At 72.2% G+C, this 22,671-nt stretch carries 24 protein-coding genes; 12 read left to right on the top strand and 12 right to left on the bottom strand.

From position 1 onward, the window contains the following. Window positions 1-36: 36 nt before the first annotated feature. Window positions 37-918 (bottom strand): LLM class flavin-dependent oxidoreductase, encoded by an 882-nt coding sequence (locus ACZ48Z_RS05590; RefSeq protein WP_468734491.1) that lies wholly within the window; start codon window positions 916-918, stop codon window positions 37-39. A gap of 364 nt (window positions 919-1,282) precedes the next feature. On the opposite strand from ACZ48Z_RS05590, the gene dhaK reads away from it, so the two are divergent. From dhaK to ACZ48Z_RS05605, 3 genes are read left to right on the top strand one after another with little or no spacing between them, the layout of a single operon-like run. Further along, entirely contained in the window at window positions 1,283-2,275 is a 993-nt protein-coding gene (gene dhaK, locus ACZ48Z_RS05595; protein WP_468734492.1) for a dihydroxyacetone kinase subunit DhaK, read from the top strand. Window positions 2,276-2,312: 37 nt separating this feature from the next. Beyond that, entirely contained in the window at window positions 2,313-2,921 is a 609-nt protein-coding gene (gene dhaL, locus ACZ48Z_RS05600; RefSeq protein WP_468734493.1) for a dihydroxyacetone kinase subunit DhaL, read from the top strand. Continuing rightward, window positions 2,914-3,324 carry a PTS-dependent dihydroxyacetone kinase phosphotransferase subunit DhaM gene (locus ACZ48Z_RS05605; protein ID WP_468734494.1) on the top strand — a complete coding sequence of 137 codons (411 nt, stop codon included), beginning with the start codon at window positions 2,914-2,916 and terminating at the stop codon, window positions 3,322-3,324. Before dhaL ends, ACZ48Z_RS05605 begins: the two co-directional genes overlap by 8 nt. 346 nt (window positions 3,325-3,670) lie before the next feature. Here ACZ48Z_RS05605 and ACZ48Z_RS05610 read toward each other — a convergent pair whose 3' ends face one another. Next, window positions 3,671-4,369: a glycoside hydrolase family 75 protein gene (locus ACZ48Z_RS05610; protein ID WP_468734495.1), complete on the bottom strand. Its 699-nt coding sequence runs from the start codon at window positions 4,367-4,369 to the stop codon at window positions 3,671-3,673. A gap of 349 nt (window positions 4,370-4,718) precedes the next feature. On the opposite strand from ACZ48Z_RS05610, the gene ACZ48Z_RS05615 reads away from it, so the two are divergent. Beyond that, complete coding sequence (locus ACZ48Z_RS05615) at window positions 4,719-5,705, top strand: fibronectin type III domain-containing protein (RefSeq protein ID WP_468734496.1); 987 nt, start codon at window positions 4,719-4,721, stop codon at window positions 5,703-5,705. Between the two features lie 167 nt (window positions 5,706-5,872). Next, on the top strand, window positions 5,873-6,436 hold the full coding sequence (locus ACZ48Z_RS05620) for a hypothetical protein (protein ID WP_468734497.1): 564 nt from the start codon (window positions 5,873-5,875) through the stop codon (window positions 6,434-6,436). Window positions 6,437-6,442: 6 nt separating this feature from the next. Here ACZ48Z_RS05620 and ACZ48Z_RS05625 read toward each other — a convergent pair whose 3' ends face one another. The 6 genes from ACZ48Z_RS05625 to ACZ48Z_RS05650 form a co-directional block, all read right to left on the bottom strand. Continuing rightward, window positions 6,443-6,994 (bottom strand): PadR family transcriptional regulator, encoded by a 552-nt coding sequence (locus tag ACZ48Z_RS05625; RefSeq protein WP_468734498.1) that lies wholly within the window; start codon window positions 6,992-6,994, stop codon window positions 6,443-6,445. Window positions 6,995-7,024: 30 nt separating this feature from the next. Continuing rightward, the gene (locus ACZ48Z_RS05630; protein ID WP_468734499.1) at window positions 7,025-9,040 is read right to left on the bottom strand and encodes an FAD-dependent oxidoreductase; all 2,016 of its coding nucleotides are present in this window, start codon (window positions 9,038-9,040) and stop codon (window positions 7,025-7,027) included. 434 nt (window positions 9,041-9,474) lie between these two features. Next, window positions 9,475-9,843 carry a hypothetical protein gene (locus ACZ48Z_RS05635; protein ID WP_468734500.1) on the bottom strand — a complete coding sequence of 123 codons (369 nt, stop codon included), beginning with the start codon at window positions 9,841-9,843 and terminating at the stop codon, window positions 9,475-9,477. Window positions 9,844-9,947: 104 nt separating this feature from the next. Beyond that, window positions 9,948-10,217 (bottom strand): DUF3040 domain-containing protein, encoded by a 270-nt coding sequence (locus tag ACZ48Z_RS05640; protein WP_468734501.1) that lies wholly within the window; start codon window positions 10,215-10,217, stop codon window positions 9,948-9,950. Window positions 10,218-10,237: 20 nt separating this feature from the next. Further along, window positions 10,238-11,473, bottom strand: coding sequence for a cation:proton antiporter (locus tag ACZ48Z_RS05645; protein WP_468734502.1), 1,236 nt, complete (start codon window positions 11,471-11,473; stop codon window positions 10,238-10,240). Between the two features lie 174 nt (window positions 11,474-11,647). Then, window positions 11,648-12,523 (bottom strand): hypothetical protein, encoded by an 876-nt coding sequence (locus ACZ48Z_RS05650; RefSeq protein WP_468734503.1) that lies wholly within the window; start codon window positions 12,521-12,523, stop codon window positions 11,648-11,650. 262 nt (window positions 12,524-12,785) lie between these two features. Between ACZ48Z_RS05650 and ACZ48Z_RS05655 the strand changes: the two genes are divergently transcribed. Together ACZ48Z_RS05655 and ACZ48Z_RS05660 are read left to right on the top strand one after the other, a co-directional pair. After that, window positions 12,786-14,864, top strand: a complete 2,079-nt coding sequence (locus tag ACZ48Z_RS05655; RefSeq protein WP_468734504.1) for a SpoIIE family protein phosphatase — start codon at window positions 12,786-12,788, stop codon at window positions 14,862-14,864. A gap of 131 nt (window positions 14,865-14,995) precedes the next feature. Next, window positions 14,996-15,676: a DUF5666 domain-containing protein gene (locus ACZ48Z_RS05660; RefSeq protein WP_468734505.1), complete on the top strand. Its 681-nt coding sequence runs from the start codon at window positions 14,996-14,998 to the stop codon at window positions 15,674-15,676. On the opposite strand, the gene ACZ48Z_RS05665 is transcribed toward ACZ48Z_RS05660, so the two are convergent. After that, complete coding sequence (locus ACZ48Z_RS05665; RefSeq protein WP_468734506.1) at window positions 15,640-16,887, bottom strand: MFS transporter; 1,248 nt, start codon at window positions 16,885-16,887, stop codon at window positions 15,640-15,642. The genes ACZ48Z_RS05660 and ACZ48Z_RS05665 overlap by 37 nt on opposite strands. A 134-nt stretch (window positions 16,888-17,021) precedes the next feature. Here ACZ48Z_RS05665 and ACZ48Z_RS05670 point away from each other — a divergent pair, with 134 nt between their 5' ends. Further along, entirely contained in the window at window positions 17,022-17,948 is a 927-nt protein-coding gene (locus ACZ48Z_RS05670) for a LysR family transcriptional regulator (protein ID WP_468734507.1), read from the top strand. 30 nt (window positions 17,949-17,978) lie between these two features. Here the strand turns inward: ACZ48Z_RS05670 and ACZ48Z_RS05675 are convergent, their stop codons facing one another. Beyond that, a complete protein-coding gene (locus ACZ48Z_RS05675; RefSeq protein ID WP_468734508.1) occupies window positions 17,979-18,770 on the bottom strand; it encodes a putative protein N(5)-glutamine methyltransferase in 792 nt (263 codons plus the stop codon). A gap of 241 nt (window positions 18,771-19,011) precedes the next feature. Here ACZ48Z_RS05675 and ACZ48Z_RS05680 point away from each other — a divergent pair, with 241 nt between their 5' ends. Further along, window positions 19,012-19,440, top strand: a complete 429-nt coding sequence (locus ACZ48Z_RS05680) for a MarR family winged helix-turn-helix transcriptional regulator (protein ID WP_468734509.1) — start codon at window positions 19,012-19,014, stop codon at window positions 19,438-19,440. A 21-nt stretch (window positions 19,441-19,461) separates the two neighbouring features. Here ACZ48Z_RS05680 and ACZ48Z_RS05685 read toward each other — a convergent pair whose 3' ends face one another. Both ACZ48Z_RS05685 and ACZ48Z_RS05690 read right to left on the bottom strand, forming a co-directional pair. After that, window positions 19,462-20,193, bottom strand: a complete 732-nt coding sequence (locus tag ACZ48Z_RS05685) for a GNAT family N-acetyltransferase (protein WP_468734510.1) — start codon at window positions 20,191-20,193, stop codon at window positions 19,462-19,464. Continuing rightward, complete coding sequence (locus ACZ48Z_RS05690; RefSeq protein ID WP_468734511.1) at window positions 20,190-20,318, bottom strand: hypothetical protein; 129 nt, start codon at window positions 20,316-20,318, stop codon at window positions 20,190-20,192. The genes ACZ48Z_RS05685 and ACZ48Z_RS05690 overlap by 4 nt, the downstream gene beginning before the upstream one ends. Before the next feature lie 169 nt (window positions 20,319-20,487). Between ACZ48Z_RS05690 and ACZ48Z_RS05695 the strand changes: the two genes are divergently transcribed. The 3 genes from ACZ48Z_RS05695 (at window position 20,488) to ACZ48Z_RS05705 (ending at window position 22,559) form a co-directional block, all read left to right on the top strand. After that, window positions 20,488-21,093 (top strand): sulfite oxidase-like oxidoreductase, encoded by a 606-nt coding sequence (locus ACZ48Z_RS05695; RefSeq protein WP_468734512.1) that lies wholly within the window; start codon window positions 20,488-20,490, stop codon window positions 21,091-21,093. Then, complete coding sequence (locus ACZ48Z_RS05700) at window positions 21,086-21,856, top strand: ferredoxin reductase (protein WP_468734513.1); 771 nt, start codon at window positions 21,086-21,088, stop codon at window positions 21,854-21,856. Before ACZ48Z_RS05695 ends, ACZ48Z_RS05700 begins: the two co-directional genes overlap by 8 nt. Window positions 21,857-21,974: 118 nt before the next feature. After that, complete coding sequence (locus ACZ48Z_RS05705) at window positions 21,975-22,559, top strand: Rv1733c family protein (protein ID WP_468734514.1); 585 nt, start codon at window positions 21,975-21,977, stop codon at window positions 22,557-22,559. The last annotated feature ends 112 nt before the right edge of the window (window positions 22,560-22,671 follow it).

Genomic DNA, 22,671 nt, shown 5'->3' on the forward strand with positions numbered 1-22,671 from the left:
GGGCACCGTCCGGGCGGTTGCGAAGGGGAGACGGAATCAGTCCTGGTGGCGCCCGAGTGCCTTCAGCAGTGCTCCGAGCTGCTCCAGGGGCTCGGGGCCGACGACGCGGAGGACGACCGTGTCGGCGCCCGCGGCCGCCAGGGCGTGCACGTCCTCGGCGGCCTCCGTCGCCGTGCCGGAGACGGTGAAGACCTCTTCCTGGGGGCGGCCGAGCCAGCTGCCGTGGCCCTCGGTGTGCGGGTGAAGGGTGTGGGCGACCCGTGTGGGGTCGTCGCCGACGTGGCAGAAGGCGAACACGCTCAGGGTGTGGTCGGCGCGGGCACCGCCCTTCGCGGTCAGGGCCCGGACGTTCTCCAGGTCGCGTGGGCCGTGGCCCTCCGCGATCAGCGTGCCGTCGGCGACACGGCCGGAGAGTGCGAGGGAGCGCGGCCGGACGACGCCGGCGACGACCGACGGTACCTCCGCCGGAGGATGGACCAACTGGACGCCGTCCAGGCGCACTTCACGGCCGTCCAGGTCGACCTTCTCGCCGCGCAGCAGTGCGCGCACGGTGGTGATCGTCTCCTCCAGGAGAGCGAGGGGCGAGCTGGGCGCCACCCCCACCTGCTCCATCCACTCGCGCACGCCGTGTCCGATCCCGGCCACGAGCCGGCCCGGGAACACCCGTGCCAGGGTGGCCAGTTCCATCGCCAGCAGTGCCGGACTCCGCAACGGCGCGGGCGTGATGCCGATGCCCACCCGCAGCCGCCGCGTCGCGCCCAGCGCCACGGCCGCCGCGGACACGCCGCCGTTCCACCCGAGGTCCTCGACGACCCACAGGTCGTCCGCGCCGAGTGCCTCGGCCCGGCGCGCGAAACCGGGCAGCCCCTCCGGGGCCCAGTCACGGTCGTACATGACACCGATCCGCAGGTTCGTCATACGAGAAACCTATGCGGCGGGCGAGGTGTCGATCAACGGTGTCCGCGGGAGCGGCACCGTCGCGCCGCGGCACACGCGCCCCGGCATCCAGGCCGGACTTCGGGCCACCATCCGCTGTCGCTCCGCGTGACCTTCACTGCCTCAAGGTCGATACTGCCGACAGCAGCACCGCGGGCCGACTCACCTCCGACCGCCATCACCAGCCCGACGTCCCGTCCTCGAAGTCGGCCCATGTCGGCGTCAAAACCGCCGGAACCCGCTCCCGACCGCCGTGGACCGCGAGGATCGCCACCCGACCTTGGCTACCCTGAACTGCTCGATCACAGGTCATCGGCCCATCTGCACGTACCACCAGGAGGTACCCATGAAGATGTTGATCAACGTTCCGGAAACCGTGGTCGCGGACGCCCTGCGCGGCATGGCAGCCGCCCATCCGGAGTTGACCGTGGATGTCGAGAACCGTGTGATCGTACGGCGGGACGCCCCCGTCGCCGGGAAGGTCGCCCTGATCTCCGGCGGCGGCTCGGGGCACGAACCGCTGCACGGCGGTTTCGTCGGGCCCGGCATGCTGTCGGCGGCCTGCCCCGGTGAGGTGTTCACGTCTCCGGTCCCGGACCAGATGGTGCGGGCGGCGGCCGCCGTGGACAGTGGGGCCGGTGTGCTGTTCATCGTGAAGAACTACACGGGTGACGTGCTCAACTTCGACATGGCGGCCGAACTCGCCGAGGACGAGGGCATTCAGGTCGCCAAGGTCCTGGTCAACGATGACGTGGCGGTGACCGACAGTCTCTACACGGCCGGTCGGCGCGGCACCGGGGCCACCCTGTTCGTGGAGAAGATCGCGGGCGCCGCTGCGGAGGAGGGGCAGCCGCTGGAGCGGGTGGAGGCCATCGCCCGTCAGGTGAACGAGAACTCGCGCAGTTTCGGCGTGGCGCTGAGCGCGTGCACCACACCGGCCAAGGGCAGCCCGACCTTCGATCTGCCGACCGGCGAACTGGAGCTGGGCGTCGGCATCCACGGCGAGCCGGGCCGGGAGCGCCGGTCGATGATGACCTCGCGGGAGATCGCCGACTTCTCCGTGCACGCGATCCTGGACGACATGAGCCCGCGCAACCCCGTGCTCGTCCTGGTCAACGGCATGGGGGCGACCCCGCTCCTGGAGCTGTACGGCTTCAACGCCGAGGTGCAGCGGGTGCTCACCGACCGTGGGGTCGCCGTGGCGCGCACCCTGGTCGGCAACTACGTCACCTCGCTCGACATGGCCGGCGCCTCGGTCACCCTGTGCCAGGTGGACGAGGAGCTGCTGCGCCTGTGGGACGCGCCGGTGCGGACGCCGGGGCTGCGCTGGGGAGTATGAGCAGGCGATCAACGTTCCGACCACGCAAGGAGATCCAGTGCTCGACGCCGACTTCTTCCGCCGTTGGATGACGGCGACCGCCGCCTCCGTCGAACGTGAGGCGGAACGGCTCACCTCGCTCGACTCCCCCATCGGGGACGCCGACCACGGCAGCAATCTTCAGCGCGGGTTCGCCGCGGTGGCCGCGACCCTGGAGAAGGAGGCCCCGAACACCCCGGGCGCGGTCCTCATCCTCTCCGGAAGCCGGCTCATCTCGACGGTCGGCGGTGCCTCGGGGCCCTTGTACGGGACGCTGCTGCGGCGGACCGGCAAGGCGCTCGGGGACGGCGCCGAGGTCAGTGAGGAGCAGCTCACGGAGGCGCTGCGGGCGGGAGTGGACGCGGTCATGGCGCTGGGCGGGGCCGCCCCGGGCGACAAGACCATGATCGACGCGCTGGTGCCCGCCGTCGACGCCCTCGGTACCGGGTTCGCGGCGGCGCGGACGGCCGCCGAGCAGGGGGCCGTGGCGACAACGCCGTTGCAGGCACGCAAGGGCAGGGCGAGTTATCTCGGCGAGCGCAGCATCGGCCACCAGGACCCTGGTGCGACCTCGGCGTCCCTGTTGATCGGCGCTCTCGCGGAGGCCGCCGGTGATTCCGGTGAGTGACGGGGAGCTGGTCGGGATCGTGCTGGTGTCGCACAGCGCGGAGGTCGCCGCGTCCGTGGCGGAGCTGGCGAAGGGGCTCGTGGGAGGCGGCACGGAGGTGCCCGTCGCCGTGGCAGGTGGCACCGAGGGCGGCGGGCTCGGTACGAGTGCGGAGCTGATCGCGGCCGCGGCCGCCTCCGTGGACAGGGGCGCCGGGGTCGCCGTCCTCGCCGACCTCGGCAGTGCGGTGCTCACCGTCAAGGCGCTGCTGGCGGAGGGCGACGAACTCCCGGCCGGCACCCGCCTGGTGGACGCCCCGTTCGTCGAAGGAGCGGTGGCCGCGGTGGTCACGGCGGCCACGGGTGCCGACCTCGCTGCGGTGGAGGCGGCCGCCGCGGAGGCGTACAGCTACCGCAAGGTATGACGACAACGCCTGTCTGACGCCGTACGCCGCGACGGCGAGGGCCGAGCGCAGGGACTCGACCAGCTCGGCCTCCGCCGCCGTCGCGCGCCCGGCTGGAGCGGGACGGCCCGCAGGCCGGGCTCGGTGCGGGTCAGGCGGGCGGCAATGCGGCCGGAATCGCGATGGACGCCGAACCGGGTGCCCACGGCCCGGCGGTCCTCGGTCCGCCCTGCGTGAACCTCGGCGAAGTGTCCCGGCCCGAGCAGCAGGCCGGCACCATCGTGTTCCTGCTCTCGGACGCGGCGAGCGACAGCGTGGCCCTGCCGGTGGACGGCGGTGGACGGCGGTCTTACGGGGCCTCGCCGGATCATTTCTCCCGTACGAACAGTTTCGCCAGCCGCTCCCCCGTCGCGACGGCCGCGGCGTGGTTCTCGATGGGCTTCGCCTGCGAGTCCTTGAAGACGATGTAGGTGACGCCGGAGGGCGTGCCGCCGCCGCGCGGGTCGGGCTTGATCCCGAGGGCGTCCGCGGTGGCGTAGGACGCCTCGCCGATGATCCCGCTCGGGCCCACGTCCCCGACGACGGCGTACTGCACCCGGTCCTCGTACACGACGGCTGCGACCGCGCCGCCGTGCACCCCGTGGTCGCGGTAGTCCCAGATCCGGCTCGGGGTCGGGACCACGATGTACGGCAGGCGTTCCGCGCTCAGATAGCGGCCGTCGGACTGCTCGTAGGCGGTGGCCTCGGAGAACAGCGGGTCGGTGCGGCGGTTGCAGAGGCGGCCGGGCCGGCCGTCGCAGTCGATGTCCATGTCGGCCTTCCAGAACACGGCGTCCCGGGTGCCGCACACCGGGATCGTCGCGGGTGTGCCCTCGTCCGCACGGTAGCGGCCGCGCGAGACGGGGGCGCAGTCCCGGACCCTGGCCAGCAGGTCGGCGGCCTTGACGTCACCTTCGCGCCGCACCACCGGCGTCGTCCGGGCTGCGGCCGGCTCCATGGCGGGGGAGGTCGTGGGGGCGAGCAGAGCGGCGCTTGCCGCGGCCAGCGTCAGCGACTGGACACGCACGATAAGGGACCCTCTCCTGGGGAACGGTGACGCACACTCAGCCCAATCTGATGCGGCTTCAGCTGTGCGGCCACCGCAGGGGGTCCGGACGGGGCAGGAGCCGGGGACCCGGGCTCTCGACGAACTCAGGCCTCCCGGCCACCGGCACCGGCGCGGGAACAGCGACGACAGCGACCCGCGCCACCGGCCCGAACTCCTCGTCGCGCGAGGGGAGTTCAGCCGTGGAGGGCTTCAGCATACGTAGCGCTTCCGGGTCGGACCGACGCGGTCCGCCCCCTTGATGCGAGCACACCACTGGCGCCATATTGGTCCGGACCATTGCCGACGTGTCCTCCGGGGAGGCAGAGCCGTGCGAGGCGTTCCCGTTCCCCTGTGTCTGTGCGCCGCCCTCGTGTTCGTCGGCTCCTGCGGGTGGGGCGGACCGGACGGCGACGAGAACGGACGGCTGCCCGCCGCGCCCGTCGGCGTCACCGCCGCCGCGGGCAGCGCGAGCAGCGTGCACGTGATGTGGAACGCCGTGACCTCCGACGCGGGCATCCACGGCTACGAGGTGTATCGCGGCACCACGAAGATCGAGGATGTGCCGGGTTCGCAGCACATGGTGGATGTCACCAGGCTCGAACCCGCCACCCCCTACGTCTTCACCGTGCGCGCCCGCGACACCGAGGGTCGTCTCGGCCCGCCGAGCCGGGAGGTGCGGGCGACGACTCCCGCGGCCACGGCGGCGGACCGCTCGGCCCCGACCCGCCCGGAAGGGCTGCGGGGCCGGGTGGCGGGCAGCCGGGCGGTCCAGCTGTCCTGGGCCGCCTCCACTGACGACCGGGATGTGCTGTCGTACGACGTCTACCAGGGCGCCAGCAAGATCCACAGCGTGGGCGGAGACCAGACGGCGACCGTGCTCACGGGACTGCGTCCGGGTACCCGCTACTCCTTCACGGTCCGCGCCCGGGACGCGGCCGACAACCTCTCACCGGCCGGGAACACCGTCCGCCTCACCACCGCGGGCAGGGACGACGGCCGGGACACCGCCCCGACGGACTTCCGCGCCACGACCCGGCTCGGCGGTGACGGCGCGTACTACCTCGACCTGTCCTGGCTGCCGCCCCGCACGGACGGTGTCGTGACCGAGTACCAGATCCTGCTCGACGGCACCGCGGCCACCTCGCTCGTGTTCGGTGGGACGCCCCCGCGCGGGAGGGCGACGTACGGCTTCTACCTGGGGCGGGCGGCCGGGGAGAGCCACCGGGTGCGGATCCGGGCCCGGCTGCCCGACGGTACCTGGGGCGGTCTGTCGGTGGAGCGGACGGTGACGACGGGCCCGTCCGCGGCCCCATGAAAGCCCCTCGCCGTTGCGCCGGGCGAAGGAAGGCATCACCTGCCTGGAGGCACTCCGCGTGCGGGCCGGGCCGTGAACCCATTGGCTTTCTCTGAGGCAGCACGGGCCCTCCCCCACCTCGGCGGCGCCACGGATGTACCGCCAACCGTGCCGCCGGAGGGCAGTCCATGCGCACTACTCAGCCACTTCTCCGCTCCGGCCTGACCGTCGCGGCCGTCGCCGCGCTGCCGCTCACCCTGACCGCCGGGCAGGCCGCCGCCGCGTCGGGCATCTCCGTGAGCACCTCCGGATCCACGGTCTCCGTCACGACCACGGCATGCTCCCGCACCGCCACCACCGGCGGCTGGGGTACTGCCTCGCTCCTCACCAGCAGTCAGTCCAGCTTCGCCCAGGGACGTCAGGTGGCCCTGTCGGGGACCACCTCACTCCAGTCCGCGGCCTGGTCGAGCGTGAGCCCCGGCACGTACACGGTCATCGTGATGTGCGCCTACAACAACAGCACGGCGGGCACCCAGTCGATCATCGTCTCGGGGTCCGCGACGCCCACGATCTCGGCGACGGCCTCCGCCTCCCCCTCCCCCTCCCCCTCCCGCGGTGTCCTGGGCGGGCTGGGTGGCGCGACCAAGGACTACGGCACCCTGACGCTGGCGGTCGGCGGCGGTCTGGTGGCGGTCGGCGCGGTGGCCACGGGGTGGTTCCTGCGTCGCCGCTCGCGGCCGTACCGCCTCTGAAAGCCCTCAGCTGTCGGAGAGTTCGGAGAGTTCGGGGAGTTCCTCCAAAGCCTCGGTGAGCCACCGGGTCCAGAAGGTCTCCAGCTCGATGCCCGCGCGCAGGACCAGGTGCTGAAGCCTGGCCTGCGCGCTGTCGTTGCCGGGCGGGAAGTCGCGCTTCTGGATCTCCTCGTACTCGGCCAACTGCCGCCGATGCAGGTCGAGATGGCGGCGCAGGTCGGCTTCGAGACCCTCGGTGCCGACGACGGCCGCCGCGCGCAGCCGCAGCAGCATGGCGTCCCGGTGCGGCTTGGGGTCCTGCGCGGCGGCCGTCCAGCGTTCGAGTTCGGCGCGGCCCGCGGGCAGGACCTCGTAGCTCTTCTTCTGCCCCCGGGTCGGCTGGGCCGCGGGAATGGCCCGGATGTGGCCCTCGGCCTCCAGTTTTCCCAGCTCGCGATAGATCTGCTGGTGCGAGGCCGACCAGAAGTAGCCGATCGACCGGTCGAACCGCCGGGTCAGGTCCAGCCCCGCCGACGGCCTTTCGAGCAGTGCGGTGAGGATCGCGTGCGGGAGTGACATGGAGTCATCCTAGGGACGGCGCCTGCTGGTCTACAGGGCGGCCGCGACCTCGGTGCCCTGCTTGATCGCCCGCTTGGCGTCCAGCTCGGCGGCCACGTCGGCGCCGCCGATCAGGTGCGCGCTGCGGCCCGCGGCGACGAGGTCGTCGTACAGGTCCCGGCGCGGTTCCTGCCCGGTGCACAGGACGATCGTGTCGACCTCCAGGACCGTGCTCTCCTCACCGACGGTGATGTGCAGGCCGGCGTCGTCGATACGGTCGTAGCGCACACCCGGCATCATGCCGACACCCCGGTGCTTGAGCTCGGCGCGGTGGATCCAGCCGGTCGTCTTGCCGAGCCCGGCGCCGACCTTGCCGGTCTTGCGCTGGAGCAGGTGCACGGAGCGCGGCGGGGCGGGGCGTTCGGGGGCGGTGAGTCCACCGGGTGCCGTGTAGTCCATGTCGACGCCCCACAGCCGGAAGTACGTCGCCGGGTCCTCGCTCGCCTTGTCGCCGCCGTCGGTGAGGAATTCGGCGACGTCGAAGCCGATGCCCCCGGCGCCGAGGATCGCGACCCGGTCGCCGACGGGGGCCTCGTCGCGCAGGACGTCGAGGTAGCCGACCACGCTGGGGTGGTCGACGCCCGGGATGTCCGGGGTGCGCGGGGTGACGCCGGTGGCGACGACGACCTCGTCGTAGGCGGCCAGATCCGCCGCGTCGACGGGGGTGTCGAGCCGTACGTCCACGCCGTGGGCGTCGAGCTGGTGGCGGAAGTAGCGGATCGTCTCGTCGAACTCCTGCTTGCCGGGAACCCGGCGGGCCACGTTGAGCTGGCCGCCGATCTCACTTGCCGCGTCGAACAGCGTGACCTCGTGGCCGCGTTCGGCGGCGGACACCGCGCAGGCCAGCCCGGCCGGTCCGGCGCCCACGACCGCGACGCGTTTGCGCAGCCGGGTCGGGGCCAGCACCAGCTCGGTCTCGTGGCAGGCGCGCGGGTTGACCAGGCAGGAGGTGATCTTCAGGCTGAAGGTGTGGTCGAGACAGGCCTGGTTGCAGCCGATGCAGGTGTTGATGGCCTCGGGACGGCCCTCGGCCGCCTTGTTCACGAACTCCGGATCGGCCAGCATCGGTCGGGCCATCGACACCATGTCCGCGCACCCGTCGGCGAGCAACTCCTCGGCCAGCTCGGGGGTGTTGATGCGGTTGGTGGTCACCAGCGGGATCGACACCTCGCCCATGAGGCGCTTGGTCACCCAGGTGTAGGCGCCGCGCGGCACCGAGGTCGCGATGGTGGGGATACGGGCCTCGTGCCAGCCGATGCCGGTGTTGATGATCGTGGCCCCGGCGGCCTCGACGGCCTTGGCGAGCGTGATCACCTCGTCGAGCGTCGAGCCGCCCGGGACGAGGTCCAGCATGGACAGCCGGTAGACGATGATGAAGTCCTCGCCGACGGCCTCGCGCACCCGCCGCACGATCTCGACCGGGAAGCGCATGCGGTTCTCGTACGACCCTCCCCACCCGTCGGTGCGGTGGTTGGTCTGCGCGGCGATGAACTCGTTGATGAGGTAGCCCTCGGACCCCATGATCTCCACGCCGTCGTACCCGGCCTGCCGGGCCAGGCGGGCGGCGCGGGCGTAGTCCTCGATCGTCCGCTCCACCTCGGCGTCGGTGAGCTCGCGCGGCGGGAACGGGCTGATGGGCGCCTGCAGGGGGCTCGGCGCCACCAGGTCCTGGTGGTAGGCGTACCGGCCGAAGTGCAGGATCTGCATCGCGATCCTGCCGCCCTCGCGGTGCACGGCGTCGGTGACGGCCCGGTGCTGCTCCGCCTCCGCGTCCGTGGTGAGCTTCGCGCCGCCTTCGTAGGGCCGCCCCTCCTCGTTGGGCGCGATACCGCCGGTGACGATCAGGCCGACTCCCCCACGCGCGCGTGCCGCGTAGAACTCCGCCATGCGCTCGAAGCCGCGCTCGGCCTCCTCCAGGCCGACGTGCATCGAGCCCATCAGGACGCGGTTGGGCAGCGTGGTGAAGCCCAGGTCGAGCGGGCTCAGCAGGTGCGGGTAACGGCTCATGGGGCCCCTCCGTCGCGGTCTCGTGCCTCTCTGTTGTAGAGGACCGCACGCTCTTTATGCAACTAGTTGCACAACCGGGGAGAGGTGATCCGGGCCACGTAGGGCTACGGCGGGTTCGGTTGTGCGGGCACCCTTCTCGGCGCATTCAGGTGGATGGGCCCCTGTCGGCGGCTTCGCCGGAGTCCTGGGACATCGAGCCGGGCGCCACCACAGAACTCGGCGCGGACATGCAGGACGCCGGGACACAGGCGTCCTTGACCCGCATGCGCACCGACCCGGGCCCCGACGGCATCGGACATCGCGTTCATCGTCGCGGCTCTGCCGACCGTGAACGGCGCCGAGATGGTGGTCGTGGCGGTCCGTGTGGGCTGAGCACGGGACAGCCGATCGGCCGGCCTGCCCGGAGCTGAGCAGGCCGGCCGGTCAGCCCACGCTCAACGACTCTCCAGCCGAAGATGGAGCTCCCGCTCCTGATCCCCCGAGGCGGACGAGAGATCCCGCACCGTGAACATCGAGTCCAACGTCGTCCGGAGCTTCTCGATGGCCTGGTAGCCCCCCTGCGCCTCGGCGTCGACGGAGGACGACAGGGGCGCCGGCGGGGGGCATTCCTGCGCGTCGGTGACCTCGAAGGTGCCCAGCCACACCATCGGCCGGTTCTCATCGAGCTGCTCCGGCACGTCGTCGTCACCCCGGTCGGACGTGAAGCACGCACTCAGTGCGTCGAGGACGATCCGGGCGTCCTCCTTGCTGCATCCGCTGATCTCCAGGGAGACGGAATCCTCGTGCGGTCGCTCATGATCCATCGTGATCGCTCCTTTCTCGGCCATGGCCAGTACCACCGGGTTCCCAGCGAACCGCGCCGCATCCTCGGAAAGGCATCACCATTCACAGAGCACGACCGGCGCCGTCAGTGACGCGGACGGTCCCGGTGGGGGTCGAACAGCGGCACTGCCATCCCGGCGAGCACCAGGCCCGCGGCCACGAGGATGCCCGCGGGCAGCGCCATTCCGGCAGCCAGGAGGGACACCGCGGCGGCGAGGGTCCACCAGGCCCCTGCGCGCCGGTACTCGCGGGGTCGGGCCGGCCGGCCCGACCTCAGCGCGCGGGCGAACCGGGGGTCGTCACGCTCCAGCCGTGCCGCGAGCTGGACCAGGTGTTCGTCGTCGGGCCGGTGCATGGCTCCTCCTTCGGACGGTCCTACCGTTCGCGGTCCGCCCCCACCGCGACGGGGACCGGCTCCGGCGCGGTGTCGTCTTCGGGTGGCCGGGGACGACGTGAACCGAGGGCCCGGGCCGGCAGATGGGTCCGTCCCGCGGCCACCGGGCCGAGAACGGCCAGGACAAGGACATACCCGGCGATGAACGGCGCCAGACGTGCGTCGAGTCCCGCGCCGGCCGCCATCGCACCGAGGATCAGGGCGAACTCCCCGCGGGCCACGAGCGTGGTGGCGATGTCGGCGGCGGGCTGGGCGCCATAGCCGTAGAGGCGGGCCACGAGCAGGCCCGCGACGATGTTCATCGCCACGGTCACGGCCACCGCCGCGGCGACGGGTCCCGCGACGGACGTCACCGTGCCGGGGTCGATGGACAGCCCGAACGCGAAGAAGAAGATCGCGGCGAAGGCGTCGCGCAGTGGGTGCACCAGCCGTCGGATGCGGGGCCCGGAGGGCGTGCCGGCCAGGATGAGGCCCACCATGAAGGCGCCGATGGCGTCGGCGACGCCCAGGACCTCGGAGACACCGGCGACGAGCACCGCGGCGCCGAGGAAGCTGATGACCAGGAGTTCGTCGTCGCGGACGTGGATCAGGCGGCCGATCCAACGGGTGCCGTACCGGGCGGCGGCGGCCAGCACCAGCAGGAACCCGAAGGCCCTGCCCGCCTGCAGGAGTACTTCCACCGGGCCGTCGGCCCCGCTGATGACCGGCTGGAGCGCGGCGAGGTAGAGCGCGAGGAAGACGTCCTCTACGACGATCACGCCGAGGATGAGCCGGGTCTCGGGGCGGCCGAGCCGCCCGAGGTCGATCAGGATCTTGGTGACGATCGCGGAGGAGGAGATGCCGAGGACACCGGCGAGCACCAGCGCCTCCCGGGTCCCCCAGCCCAGGGCGAACCCGAAGCCGAGGCCCGCGCCGACGTTCGCCAGGAGGTAGATGCCGCCCGCTGCCAGGAGCCGTCTGCCGCCGGTGCGCAGGTCGTCGACGTGGAACTCCAGGCCCAGGTAGAACAGCAGCAGCACGAGGCCGAGCGCGGAGAGCATCTCGAAGTCGTGCGCGTCCTCGACCAGGACGAGGCCGGGGGTGTGCGGGCCCAGCAGGATGCCGGCGAGCATGAACAGCGGGATGGTCGGCAGTCCGATGCGGCCGCCGAGGCGGGCGAGGAACGCGGCGGCCAGGAAGGCGCCGCCCATGGCGAGCAGGGTCTCAGCGTGTCCCACGGTTCACCTCCCGCGAGGGCGCGGAAGGACGTACGGGCTGTGCTTCACGGGGATGGATGCGCGAACTCCCTTTGTGGTTGCGGTGTTCGTGCCACCGTCGCATCCGGCCGCGAGGGCCCGCCATCGGTGCCGACCCTCATTCTCCGCGGCGGGCCGGCACCTTCGGTCAGGGGCTCAACTCCTGGTGAAGCGGTACGTCTTGCTGTCCGTCAGCACGCAGAAGCCGGGCGAGACCACGATCACGCGCAGGGTCGCGGTGCGGCGGTCGTAGTCGATGCCCTCCGCCTCGAACTCTCCGGAACACGAGCTCCTGAGCGGCAGTTGGCGCAGTGCCGTGACATGGCCGGTGACGTTCGCCGTGCCGGTCGGGGCGGCGGACAGGTCGATCTGGAGGAGCGGCTTGGTGTAGCCGAAGAGTGTGCCCGCCGGGTCGTCCGACGAACACAGCAGCTGCGTGGCGCTCACGAAGTCACAGCCCTGTACGTCGCGTACGGCGTGGTCGAGGGTGACGGTGGCCGCCTGTGGAAGGTTCGCCGAGGGCGAGGTGCTCGCGTTGACGCCGGGTGTGGGGAAGACCAGGAAGCGGCTCATGGTGCCGTACTCGCCGGACAGCATCCACTGTCCGTCGGGCGAGATCGCGACCCAGGAGTTGTTGAGCGCCTCGCCGGAGCCGAGTGCGTGGACGTACTCGGACCAGGTCCCGTCCGGCGCCTGCACCCGGAACATCTTCGCGGTGCCGGAGTCGGCCTGGTAGGGCTCGATGTAGTGGCCGTCGTAGGAGGCGTCGGGGTCACCCACGTGGTTCCAGCCGCGGCTGGAGACGCCGACGGGGATGGTGCCGATGCCGGTGTACCGGTTGGCGGCCCCGGCGGGGACCTCGACCGAGGTCAGACCCTGGCTCTCGGTGAGCGGGTCGGCGCGGTCGGATCCGGCCTCGGTCCAGGTGTCGGCGGCGGAGGCGGGCGGGGCGGCGGTCATGAGGACGGTCGCCGTGAGGGTGGCCAGGGCGGCGAGGACCGCGTGACAACGCTGTCTGACGCGCAGGGGCATGGATGACTCCTGTGGCTGCCGGGGCGGGGGTGCGGTGGCTCGGCGGACAGTCTGACGACCCCAAGGTCGCCATGTACAGACCAAGTCGATGAACAAAGGGCTTTCGTCACCCCGGCGCACTTCACCGGACGCGCGCCCCCTTGTTGAGAGATGGTGGAAGAACACCACCGCGTGGTTGCGGAGGCGGTTGAGCGCGATAGAACAAGGGGAGTCGGCACCGGGGTAAGGCGTGCCGCGAGAACGGTCGAAGGCGGTTCGTGCAATGGCTGCAGCCGGAATACCCGCGTCCGAAGGCGGGGAGCCCGCGCGCGGCACCGTGCGGCCGAGCGGGCTGCTCGACGTACTGGGCATGGCCTCGGTGGTCACGGACACCGAGGGGCGCATCGTGCTCTGGAGCCCGCAGGCCGAGGAACTGTTCGGATACAGCGCGCAGGAGGCGCTCGGCACGTACGCGGCCCACCTGATGATCAACGAACAGCACGTCGACCTGGTCGTCAAGCTGTTCGCCGACGTCATGGAGACCGGCCAGAGCTGGGCCGGCGCCTTTCCCGTCCGGCACAAGGACGGCAGCACCCGGCTGGTCGAGTTCCGCAACATGCGGCTGCTGGACGACCGGGGCGGCGTCTACGCGCTGGGCCTGTGCGCCGACCACGAGATCGTGCGCCGGCTGGAGCGGGACGTGGCGCTCTCCACGCGCATGGTGTCCCAGTCCCCGATCGGCCTGGCCGTACTGGACACCGAGCTGCGGTACGTCTCGGTGAACCCGGCACTGGAGCAGCTGAACGGAGTACCGGCCGAGGACCATGTCGGGCGGAAGATCGGCGAAATCCTGCCGCACCTCGACGCGGCCGCCTTCGAGACCGCCGCGCGGGAGGTGCTGCGGACCGGCAAGCCGCTGGTCGACCTGCACACGGTCGGCCGTACGGCCGCGGACCCCGACTCGGAACACGCCTGGTCGGTCTCGCTGTACCGCCTGGAGGACGCGCTGGGAACCGTCCTGGGGGTCGCGGGCTCGGTGCTGGACGTGACCGAGCATCATCTGGCGACCGTGGAGGCCGAGACGGCCCGGCGCCGGCTGGCGCTCGTCGCCGACGCCTCCGCCCGCATCGGCACCACCCTGGACCTCGACCGCACCGCCCGGGAGCTGGCCGACGTGGCCGTGCCCGAGCTCGCCGACGTGGCGGCCGTGGATCTGCTGGAGGCGGTGGTGCAGGGCAGGCCGAGCACCCTCGGCCCCTCCGAGCCCGCCCTCATGCGCCCGCTGGCCGTCGAGGCGGCCGGCGCCCCGGAGGCTCTCGGCGCGGCGGATCCGCCCGGGCAGGTGGCCCGGTACGCCGCCGAGCGCCTGGTCACCGAGTGCGTACGCACCGGGAGCCCGGTCCTGGTGCGACGGGTCGGGCCCGACGACCTCACCCGCATCGCCCGTTCACCGGAGGCGGCGGCGCTGCTGGCCAAGGCCGGGGTGCACTCCTACCTGGCCGTGCCGCTGATCGCCCGCGGCGAGGTGCTCGGCGCCCTCGACCTCAAGCGCATCGGCAACCCGGAGCCCTTCGGCGAGGACGACCTGCTGCTGGCCCGGGAGCTCGCGGCCCGCGCCGCCGTGCAGATCGACAACGCACGCTGGTACCAGGACGCCCGCAACACCGCCCTCACCCTCCAGCGCAGCCTGCTGCCCAGCCACCCCTCCGTGACCGGCGGCCTGGAGGTCGCCTCCCGCTACCAGCCCGCGGGCGCGACCGCCGAGGTCGGCGGCGACTGGTTCGACGTGATCCCCCTGGACGGCGGCAAGACGGCGCTGGTGGTGGGCGATGTGATGGGCAGCGGCATCAACGCCGCCGCGACCATGGGCCGGCTGCGCACCGCGACGAACACCCTGGCCTCCCTCGACCTCGATCCGGCCAAGCTCCTCGAACACCTGGACAGGATCACCCAGGAACTGGACCACTCCATCGCCACCTGCGTGTACGCCGTCTACGATCCGCGGCTGGGGCAGTGCCGGATCGCCAACGCCGGGCATCTGCCACCGGTACGGATGCGCGCGGGCCGTCCGCCGGAACTGCTCGACCTGCCCACCGGGGCGCCGCTGGGCGTGGGCGGTGTCGCCTTCTCCACGACCGTCGTCGACCTCGCACCCGGCGACCGGCTCGTCCTGTACACGGACGGCCTCGTCGAGACCCGTCAGCATCCGCTCGACGAGCGTCTGGACGCACTCCTGGAACTCCTCGACGGCCCCGACCGGGCGCTGGAGACGGTCTGTGACGTGCTGCTGCGCACCCTGCACCAGCCGGACAACTCCGACGACGTGGCCCTGCTGATCGCACGGGTGCAGACACAGGGATAGCCCCCTGGGGCGCAAGGGACGGGGCCCCGGGATTCACAGGCTCTGATTACCGCTTTCTTACCGGCTTTTTCCCACACTCTCAGCAGGGCACGGCGTGGGGATGCCGGATGCCGGGCCGATGGGAGCGAGCCGTGACACACGAGCGGGACCAGGAACAGACACCGGGCGAAGAGTCACTGGACGGGCCCGGCGAGGTCCTCACGGGCCCGGGCGGACCCGAACACGGGGGTCTGCGCGGACGCTGGGAGCGGCAGCCCGTGCGGGGGCGGGCGGTGATCGCGGCGGCCACGGTCGGTGTCCTGGCCGTGGGCGGCACGGTCGCCTACGCCGCCGCCTCGGACGGCCCCCACGGCGTGGCTCCGGCGGCGGCGTCGTCGCCGTCGCCGTCGCCCTCGACGTCTCCGGACGGCAGGGGGCCGTGGTTCGGCCTCCGGGGTGGTGCCGTGCACGGTGAGGAGACCGTCAAGGACAGCCGGTCCGGCAAGTGGGTCGTCCGGACGTGGCAGTCGGGCACCGTCGAGAAGGCGGACGGCGACCACGTCACCGTGAAGAGCGAGGACGGCGCCGAGTGGAAGTGGACCGTCGGCCCGGACACCAGGGTGTTCCGGGACGGCACGTCCGGGTCAGGAGCCGGGACGCTGAAGAAGGGCGACACGGTCCATGTGACCGGCCCTCTCTCCGACGACGGAACCAGGACCGCAGCCCAGGTCTTCGTCGGCACCGGTGAGGACGACGGCCACGGCGGATTCCCGGGCCGCGGTCCATGGGGCCGGCCTCACGGGGGTCCGATGGCGGAGGGCAGGGAGTCCTGACGCTCCTCGTGCGGGGCGGCGGGCCGCCGGGACAGCAGAACCGGCGTGGCCAGCAGCAGCACCCCGGCGAGCGCGATCGCCTCACGGGTTCCGACGAGGACCGCCACCAGGCCCCACAGGGCGGTCAGGGCCGCGGTGATCAGCTTTCCGGTGACCGACCAGGCGGAGAGGGTGCGGACCACCCGGTCCGTCGGCGTCATCTCCAGCCGGTAGGTGGAGAACACCGGGTTGAAGACGGCACAGGAGGTGATCACCCCGAGCTCGATCACCATGACGAGCACCAGCCCGGCCGTCCCGGGTCCGATGAAGGCCAGGCCGAGCGGCCAGCACGCGCGCAGGACGCCCGAGGTGAACAGGACGCGGTGCCGTCCGTACCGGGCGACCAGCGGACGGGCCATCCGTGAACCGAGCAGGCCGCCGATGCACGGCACCGAGAAGGCGAGGGCGTACTGCCAGGGGGCGAAGCCCAGCGGGCCGAGCATCAGGACGGTGAGCAGCGGCACGGGCACCATGATCAGGGCGTTGACCAGGACCGTGTTGAAGAACAGGGGACGCAGGACGGGACTGGCCAGGATGCACCGCCAGCCCTCCAGGAGGGAGCCCTTCGCAGCGCCGGCGGGTGCGGGACGCGGCTCACCGCCGCCGATCGCGCGGATCCCCAGCGCCGACAACAGATAGCTGACGCCGTCGGCCACCAGGGTCGTCACCGGGCCGAAGATCCCGATGGCGGCGCCGCCGAGGGGTGGGCCGATCAGGATGGAGGTCCAGTTCGTCGCCTCGAAGCGCCCGTTGGCGACCAGCAGGTCCTCCGGACCGACGAGGGATTTGAGGAAGGCCCCCGAGGCGGAGGTGAAGGTGATGTCGGCCGCCGCGACGACCATCGACACGGCAAGGAGCTGGACGAAGCTCAGCGCGCCGAACGCGTACGCGGCCGGGACGCTCAGCAGCGCCACGAACCGGACGAGGTCCATCGCGACCATCACCGGTCGCTTGCGGCGGAACTCCACCCAGGGTCCGAGCGGCACCGCCACCACGGCCCCGGCCGCGAGTCCCGCGGCCGCCAGCGCGGACACCGCGGCCGGGCCCGCGTGCAGCACGAGGACGGCTATCAGCGGGAAGGCGCCGAACGACAGCGAGGTGCCGAACGCACTGACCGCGTAGGCCGCCCACAACCACCCGAACCGCCGGCCCAGCGACCGTCTTCCGTCCACGCCCGCAACCCCCTCGTCGACAACCTCGCGTTGACCGACGCCATCAAACAGAGTGCCGGGCCCGCCTATCAAACAACCAACGGACCGGACTGACACAACCTCAGGTTGTGCCGGAGGCGGCCTAGGCTTCCCGCATGGATCTCGACGCCGTACGCACCTTTGTCGCCGTGGCGGACGCGGGGCGCTTCCAGGAGGCCGCCGACCGGCTGGCGATCACCCAGCAGGCCGTGTCCAAGCGGGTCGCCGCGCTGGAGAAGGACCTCGGTGCCCGGCTGTTCACCCGCACTCCGCGCGGCGCCCGGCTCACCATCGACGGACAGGCGTTCCTGCCGCACGCCCGCGATCTCCTGAGAGCCGCGGAACGGGCGGCCGCTTCGGTACGGCCGGGCAGCCGGGCCCTGCGCGTCGACGTGATCGGCCGCCGACTCGCCCCCGCGGAGCTGCTGCGCGCCTTTCATCGCGCGCACCCCGGCATCGAGCTCGACGTCGTCACTCTCTTCGACGCCGACGCGGCCCTCGCCGCCCTGCGGTCCGGCACGATCGACGCCTCCTTCCGTGCCGTCCCGCACTCCGCCCGGCAGTCGCCCGACGGCATCGCGTCCGAGCGGGTCTACGACGAACCGGTCCAGCTGCTCACCGGCCCCGACCACGTGCTCGCGGCCGCCCGCACGGTGGATCCGACCCGGCTGGCCGGACACCGCATCTGGATGCCCGGCCTGGTCACCGGCACCGAGTGGGGCGCCTACTACGACGACCTCGCCGCCGCCTTCGGGCTCACCATCGAGGTCACCGGCCCCGACTTCGGCACCGACCCCCTCCTCGACACGATCGCCGACTCCTCGACCCTGGCCACGTTCGTCGGCGAACTGACCCGCCTGGTCTGGCCGTCCGACCAGGACCTGCGCCGCATCCCGGTCCACGGCCCCACGCCGATCTACCCCCACTCCCTCGTCTGGCGTGCCGACAATCCGCACCCGGCCCTCGACGCCCTCAGGTCCCACCTCCGCACGACCCGGCCCGAGCCGCCGGACACCGGCATGTGGGCACCGAGCTGGGCCTGAGGGCAGGTCGGCCGCGGCAGGCGCGGCGTCCTACGTCCTGACGCCGAGCACGACCTGGGCGTAGAGCTCCTCGGAGGCGGCCAGACGGGTCGTCAGGCCGCCGCGGGTGAAGGCGTCGACGGCGGCCTCGGCCTGGCGTTCGCTCGTCTCGACGAGGAGGCAGCCGCCGGGGGCGAGCCAGTGCGGGGCCTCGGACGCGACGCGGCGCAGGACGTCCAGGCCGTCGGTGCCGCCGTCGAGGGCGACCAGGGGCTCGTGGTCGCGGGCCTCGGACGGGAGGAGGGCCACCTCTTCGGTGGGGACGTAGGGGACGTTGGCCGCGAGGATGTCGACACGGCCCCGCAGTCCGGCCGGCAGGGCCTCGAAGAGGTCACCGGTGTGGACGTGGGCGCCTGCGTCGGCGGTGTTGCGGCGGGCACAGTCCACGGCGGCCGGGTCGATGTCGGCGGCGTGCAGTTCGACCGGGCCCAGCGCGGCGGCGAGCGCGGCGCCGACGGCACCCGAGCCGCAGCACAGGTCCACGACGACGGAGGCGTCAGGCACCTGGGCGACGGCCTGTTCGACGAGGAACTCGGTGCGGCGCCGGGGCACGAAGACACCGGGGGTCACGGTGATGCGCAGACCTCGGAACTCGGCCCAGCCGACGACGAGTTCGAGGGGATGTCCGGCGACCCGGCGCTCCACCATGGCGGTCAGTTCGTCCGGGGTACGGGCGGCGCCGAGGATCAGGCGGGCCTCGTCCTCGGCGAAGACGCAGCCCGCGGCACGCAGTGCGGCGACGACGGAGTCGGGAGACAGAAAACGGGGGAACGGTGAGGGCATGGAAGCCGAGACCCTTTCGAGGAAACGAAGGGCGCTCCGGCGGCCACCTACAGGCGGTGATCCGCGGCGATACGAGAAGGGAGCACCCGATCCGACACAGCGTTGATGGGTCTCACCTCCTCGGTGTCTCCCGGCCGGGACCTCCCTCAGCCGGACGGCCACCCTACACCGGCGACGCGGCCCGGCAGCGCCGCCGTACGGTGTGAGTTGTATTCTGCAACCAGCGATGCGAGGAGGCCCGATGAAGCCGGCCACGGCCGTGGAGACGATCCAGCACGAGATGACGGTCTTCGCGCGACGGGCGCGGGCCTCGGCAGGACGCCTGCATCCCGAACTGTCCCTGGTGTCGTACACCCTCCTCGGACATCTGGAGGAACGCGACGGCTGCCGCGCCACCGACCTGGCAGCCCACTACGCCCTGGACAAATCCACCGTGAGCCGCCAGGTCACCGCCCTGGAGCGGGCCGGACTCCTCGAGCGGCGCCCGGACCCGGAGGACCACCGCGTCCAGGTGCTGCATCTGACGGAGGCCGGCCGGAACATCCTCGGCCAGGTCACCGTGAGCCGCCGGGCCGCCGTGGGTGAGCGGCTCGCGCATTGGTCGGAGGAGGACCTGGAGCGGTTCGCCGGGTACCTCGTGCGCTACAACGCCTGGTCGCAGCCCGACTGAGGACGCCCGGGCCCCCTTCGCCTACCGCTCGGCCGGTCGTGCCGCGAGGAAGGCGGTCGTGCGCCGCAGGCGGAAGCCGAGGTGCTCGTAGAGCCGGATGGCACCGGTGTTCCCGGCAGCCGTGTGCAGGAACGGCGTCTCCCCGCGCTCGCGTATGCCGTGCGCGACGGCGAGAACCAGCCGCGTCGCGAGGCCCTGGCCGCGGACGGACGGGTCGGTGCAGACGGCGCTGATCTCGGTCCAGCCCGGCGGGTGCAGTCGCTCCCCCGCCAGCGCGACGAGCGCGCCCTCCCTGCGGATGCCCAGGTAGGTGCCCATCTCTATGGTGCGGGGCAGGAACGGGCCGGGCTGGGTCCGGGCGATCAGGTCGAGGATCTCGGGTACGTCTGCGGGGGCGAGGCGGACCGCCTCCGGATCAGGTGCGGCGTCGAGGCCGTCGTCCACCATCTGGACGCCCTCGATGTGGAAGGTGATCTCCCAGTCGTCCGGAACCGGGCCCGTGTAGCCCGCCAGCGGCACCTCGGCGCCGGGGCCGGCGAGCGCCGCGAGGTCTGCCCAGTCACCGGCGTCGGGCTCGTCCGGCAGGGCCAGCCACGGGGACACGTCCGCGGGGTAGCGCAGGACGCGGCCGCGCTTCTCGGCGAAGTGGGCGTGCGGGCCGGTCAGGGAGGCGAGGGCGGGGTTGTCGAGGACGTGCGGGCCCAGTACGTCCTCGTACGCCGCTTCTTCGTGAAGCCGTACACCGTCGGTCATCGGGCGACCTCGGTCACGGTCTTGCCGCGGGTGTGCTCGCCGGGTCCGGGACACAGCCGGTCCAGATCCACGCCCAACTCGGTCTCCGATCCGCCGTACCGCATGAAGACGTACGCCTCGGGCATCTGCTTCCTCGCTCTCCTCGCGCTGTCACCGGGGCACCGACCCGGCACTCCAGCGCCAAGGAGCGGCGCGCGGCGGCTATTCCCGGGCCTGTGCGGTGTTCACACGACCGCAATGCTCGGGGCGCTGACCTGGGGCGGAGCGCGTACGGCGACAGCGTACGGTTGACGTATGAACGGCACCCGAGGCTTCACCGGACGCCCTCGCAGGCACAACCCCGGGCTCCCGCCCGGCCAGTACGACGCGGGCGACGACTGGCCCGTACTCTCCGCCGAGGTCACACCGGACCTGTCACCGGCCGACTGGACGTTCCGCGTGGACGGCCTGGTCGAACAGCCGCGCACCTGGGACTGGGACGAGGCACACACACTGCCGGAGTCGGCCTACGAGGGTGACATCCACTGTGTGACGAGCTGGTCGAAGTTCGGGGTGCGGTTCGCGGGTGTCTCACTGGACGCGTTCCTCGATGTGGTGCGGCCACATGGGTCCGCCACACACGCCGTCGCCTATTCGCACACCGGATACACCACCAACCTCCCCCTCGCGGACCTGACCGGCGGGCGGGCCTGGATCGCGTGGGAGTACGACGGGAAGCCGCTGCCGGCCGAACACGGTGGCCCGGCGCGGCTGCTGGTGCCGCACCTCTACTTCTGGAAGAGCGCCAAGTGGGTCGCGGGGCTGACGCTGCTCGACCACGACGAGCCGGGTTTCTGGGAGCAGAACGGCTATCACGCGCGGGGCAACCCGTGGGAGGAGCAGAGGTACTCCGGTGACTGAGACGCTGCCCTCCCCCGCCTTCGTCCCCGGCACCCGGTTCGCCGTGCCCGGACGGATCGCCGTGAGCACCCGGGCTGCGGCGACGTGGCAGACCGCCACGCTCACCGAGATCCGCCGGGAGACCCCGCACGCCTCCACGTTCCGCTTCGCGGTGCCCGCCTGGCAGGGGCATCTGCCGGGCCAGCATCTGATGCTTCGGCTGACCGCCGCGGACGGCTACGCCGCCCAGCGGCACTACTCGATCGCGTCCCCGCCCGACGACTCCGGGCACATCGAGCTGACCTTGGACCACGTCGAGGACGGTGAGGTCTCGGGCTGGTTCCACACCGTGGCCGAGCCCGGTGACGAGGTCGAGGTGCGCGGGCCGCTGAGCGGGTTCTTCGCCTGGCCCGGTGACCGGCCCGCGCTGCTGATCGGGGCCGGCTCCGGAGTCGTCCCGCTGATGTCGATGGTGCGGCACCACCGGGCACGTGCGCTGTCCGTGCCGCTTCGGCTGCTGGTGTCGGCGCGCAGTCCCGAGGAGCTCATCTACGCGCGGGAGTTGGGCGCCGAGACGACGACCGTGTTCACGCGGAGCGCCCCGGACGGTGTGCGCGTGGGACGTATGGCCGCCGCACATGTGATGCCGTTCCTGGCCGAACAGCCGGATGATGGTTGGGAGGCCTATGTGTGCGGGTCCAACGCGTTCGCCGAGCATGCCTCGCGGCTCCTTGTGGAAGCGGGACAGCCTGTGGACCGTATCCGGATCGAGCGCTTCGGCTGACCGACGGTGCGCAGGCGCACACCGTCCGGATGTGTGCTCCCCCACACGTGAACGACGCGGGTGAGGGGGTATTACATCCATGTGACCACTCGCAGGCGTGTGTGGTGCGGAGGTCGACATGCGAACCCGGGTGCGCGGTTGGCGCTGGCGGCGCAATCCGCTCAGGCGCCGGTCGGACGTCGTCGAGGCCTGGACGGTGCTGACCGTCGCCCTGCTGCTGTTGCTGGTCGCCCCGCTGGCCGGGGCGGTCGTCGGCCGATGGGCACATGACGACGCCCGCGCGGTGGCGGCCGAGCAGCGCGCCGCACGTCATCGGGTCCGCGCGGAGGTCGTCGGCGAGGTCCCGGACTCGCCGCCCACGGTCCAGGGCGGCCGCGAGCGCTCCTACTGGGTGACCGTGCGCTGGGCGCAGGCCGGGGGCGCTGTGAAGACGGCCGAGGCCCGCGTCCCGGCCGGCACCCACCAGGGCGCGAAGGTCGACGTGTGGTTCGACTCCCGTGGCCGGAGTGTGGACCCGCCACCCGACGGCACCGCGATCTGGCAGCACACCCTGACGATGGGCGCCTGTGGCACGGCCGCGGCGATCGCGTTGATCCTCCTCGCGCACTCGCTGGTGCGCGGTGCGGCCAACCGGCACCGGCTCGCCGAGTGGGAGCGGGAGTGGGCGCTCACCGAACCCCAGTGGAGCCGACGCCGGGCCTGAGACCGCCGCACGGGGCCCGGCCCCGTCTCTCTCACCCTGGCATGCGGATGCCGCCGCTCCCGCCCGGACGATCCCGCCCCCTTGCGGCCTGGGCCGACGTCTGCGCCTGTCC

Source organism: Streptomyces sp. NPDC031225 (assembly GCF_055570355.1).

Coding starts and splice junctions, on each gene's coding strand:
- ACZ48Z_RS05640 (WP_468734501.1), bottom strand. CDS start 10,217: ATGCACCGGCCCGACGACGAACACCTGGTCCAGCTCGCGGCACGGCTG.
- dhaK (WP_468734492.1), top strand. CDS start 1,283: ATGAAGATGTTGATCAACGTTCCGGAAACCGTGGTCGCGGACGCCCTG.
- ACZ48Z_RS05620 (WP_468734497.1), top strand. CDS start 5,873: ATGCGCACTACTCAGCCACTTCTCCGCTCCGGCCTGACCGTCGCGGCC.
- ACZ48Z_RS05630 (WP_468734499.1), bottom strand. CDS start 9,040: ATGAGCCGTTACCCGCACCTGCTGAGCCCGCTCGACCTGGGCTTCACC.
- ACZ48Z_RS05695 (WP_468734512.1), top strand. CDS start 20,488: ATGAACGGCACCCGAGGCTTCACCGGACGCCCTCGCAGGCACAACCCC.
- ACZ48Z_RS05685 (WP_468734510.1), bottom strand. CDS start 20,193: ATGACCGACGGTGTACGGCTTCACGAAGAAGCGGCGTACGAGGACGTA.
- ACZ48Z_RS05635 (WP_468734500.1), bottom strand. CDS start 9,843: ATGGATCATGAGCGACCGCACGAGGATTCCGTCTCCCTGGAGATCAGC.
- ACZ48Z_RS05675 (WP_468734508.1), bottom strand. CDS start 18,770: ATGCCCTCACCGTTCCCCCGTTTTCTGTCTCCCGACTCCGTCGTCGCC.
- ACZ48Z_RS05650 (WP_468734503.1), bottom strand. CDS start 12,523: ATGCCCCTGCGCGTCAGACAGCGTTGTCACGCGGTCCTCGCCGCCCTG.
- ACZ48Z_RS05705 (WP_468734514.1), top strand. CDS start 21,975: ATGCGAACCCGGGTGCGCGGTTGGCGCTGGCGGCGCAATCCGCTCAGG.
- ACZ48Z_RS05655 (WP_468734504.1), top strand. CDS start 12,786: ATGGCTGCAGCCGGAATACCCGCGTCCGAAGGCGGGGAGCCCGCGCGC.
- ACZ48Z_RS05590 (WP_468734491.1), bottom strand. CDS start 918: ATGACGAACCTGCGGATCGGTGTCATGTACGACCGTGACTGGGCCCCG.
- ACZ48Z_RS05670 (WP_468734507.1), top strand. CDS start 17,022: ATGGATCTCGACGCCGTACGCACCTTTGTCGCCGTGGCGGACGCGGGG.
- ACZ48Z_RS05625 (WP_468734498.1), bottom strand. CDS start 6,994: ATGTCACTCCCGCACGCGATCCTCACCGCACTGCTCGAAAGGCCGTCG.
- ACZ48Z_RS05680 (WP_468734509.1), top strand. CDS start 19,012: ATGAAGCCGGCCACGGCCGTGGAGACGATCCAGCACGAGATGACGGTC.
- ACZ48Z_RS05690 (WP_468734511.1), bottom strand. CDS start 20,318: ATGCCCGAGGCGTACGTCTTCATGCGGTACGGCGGATCGGAGACCGAG.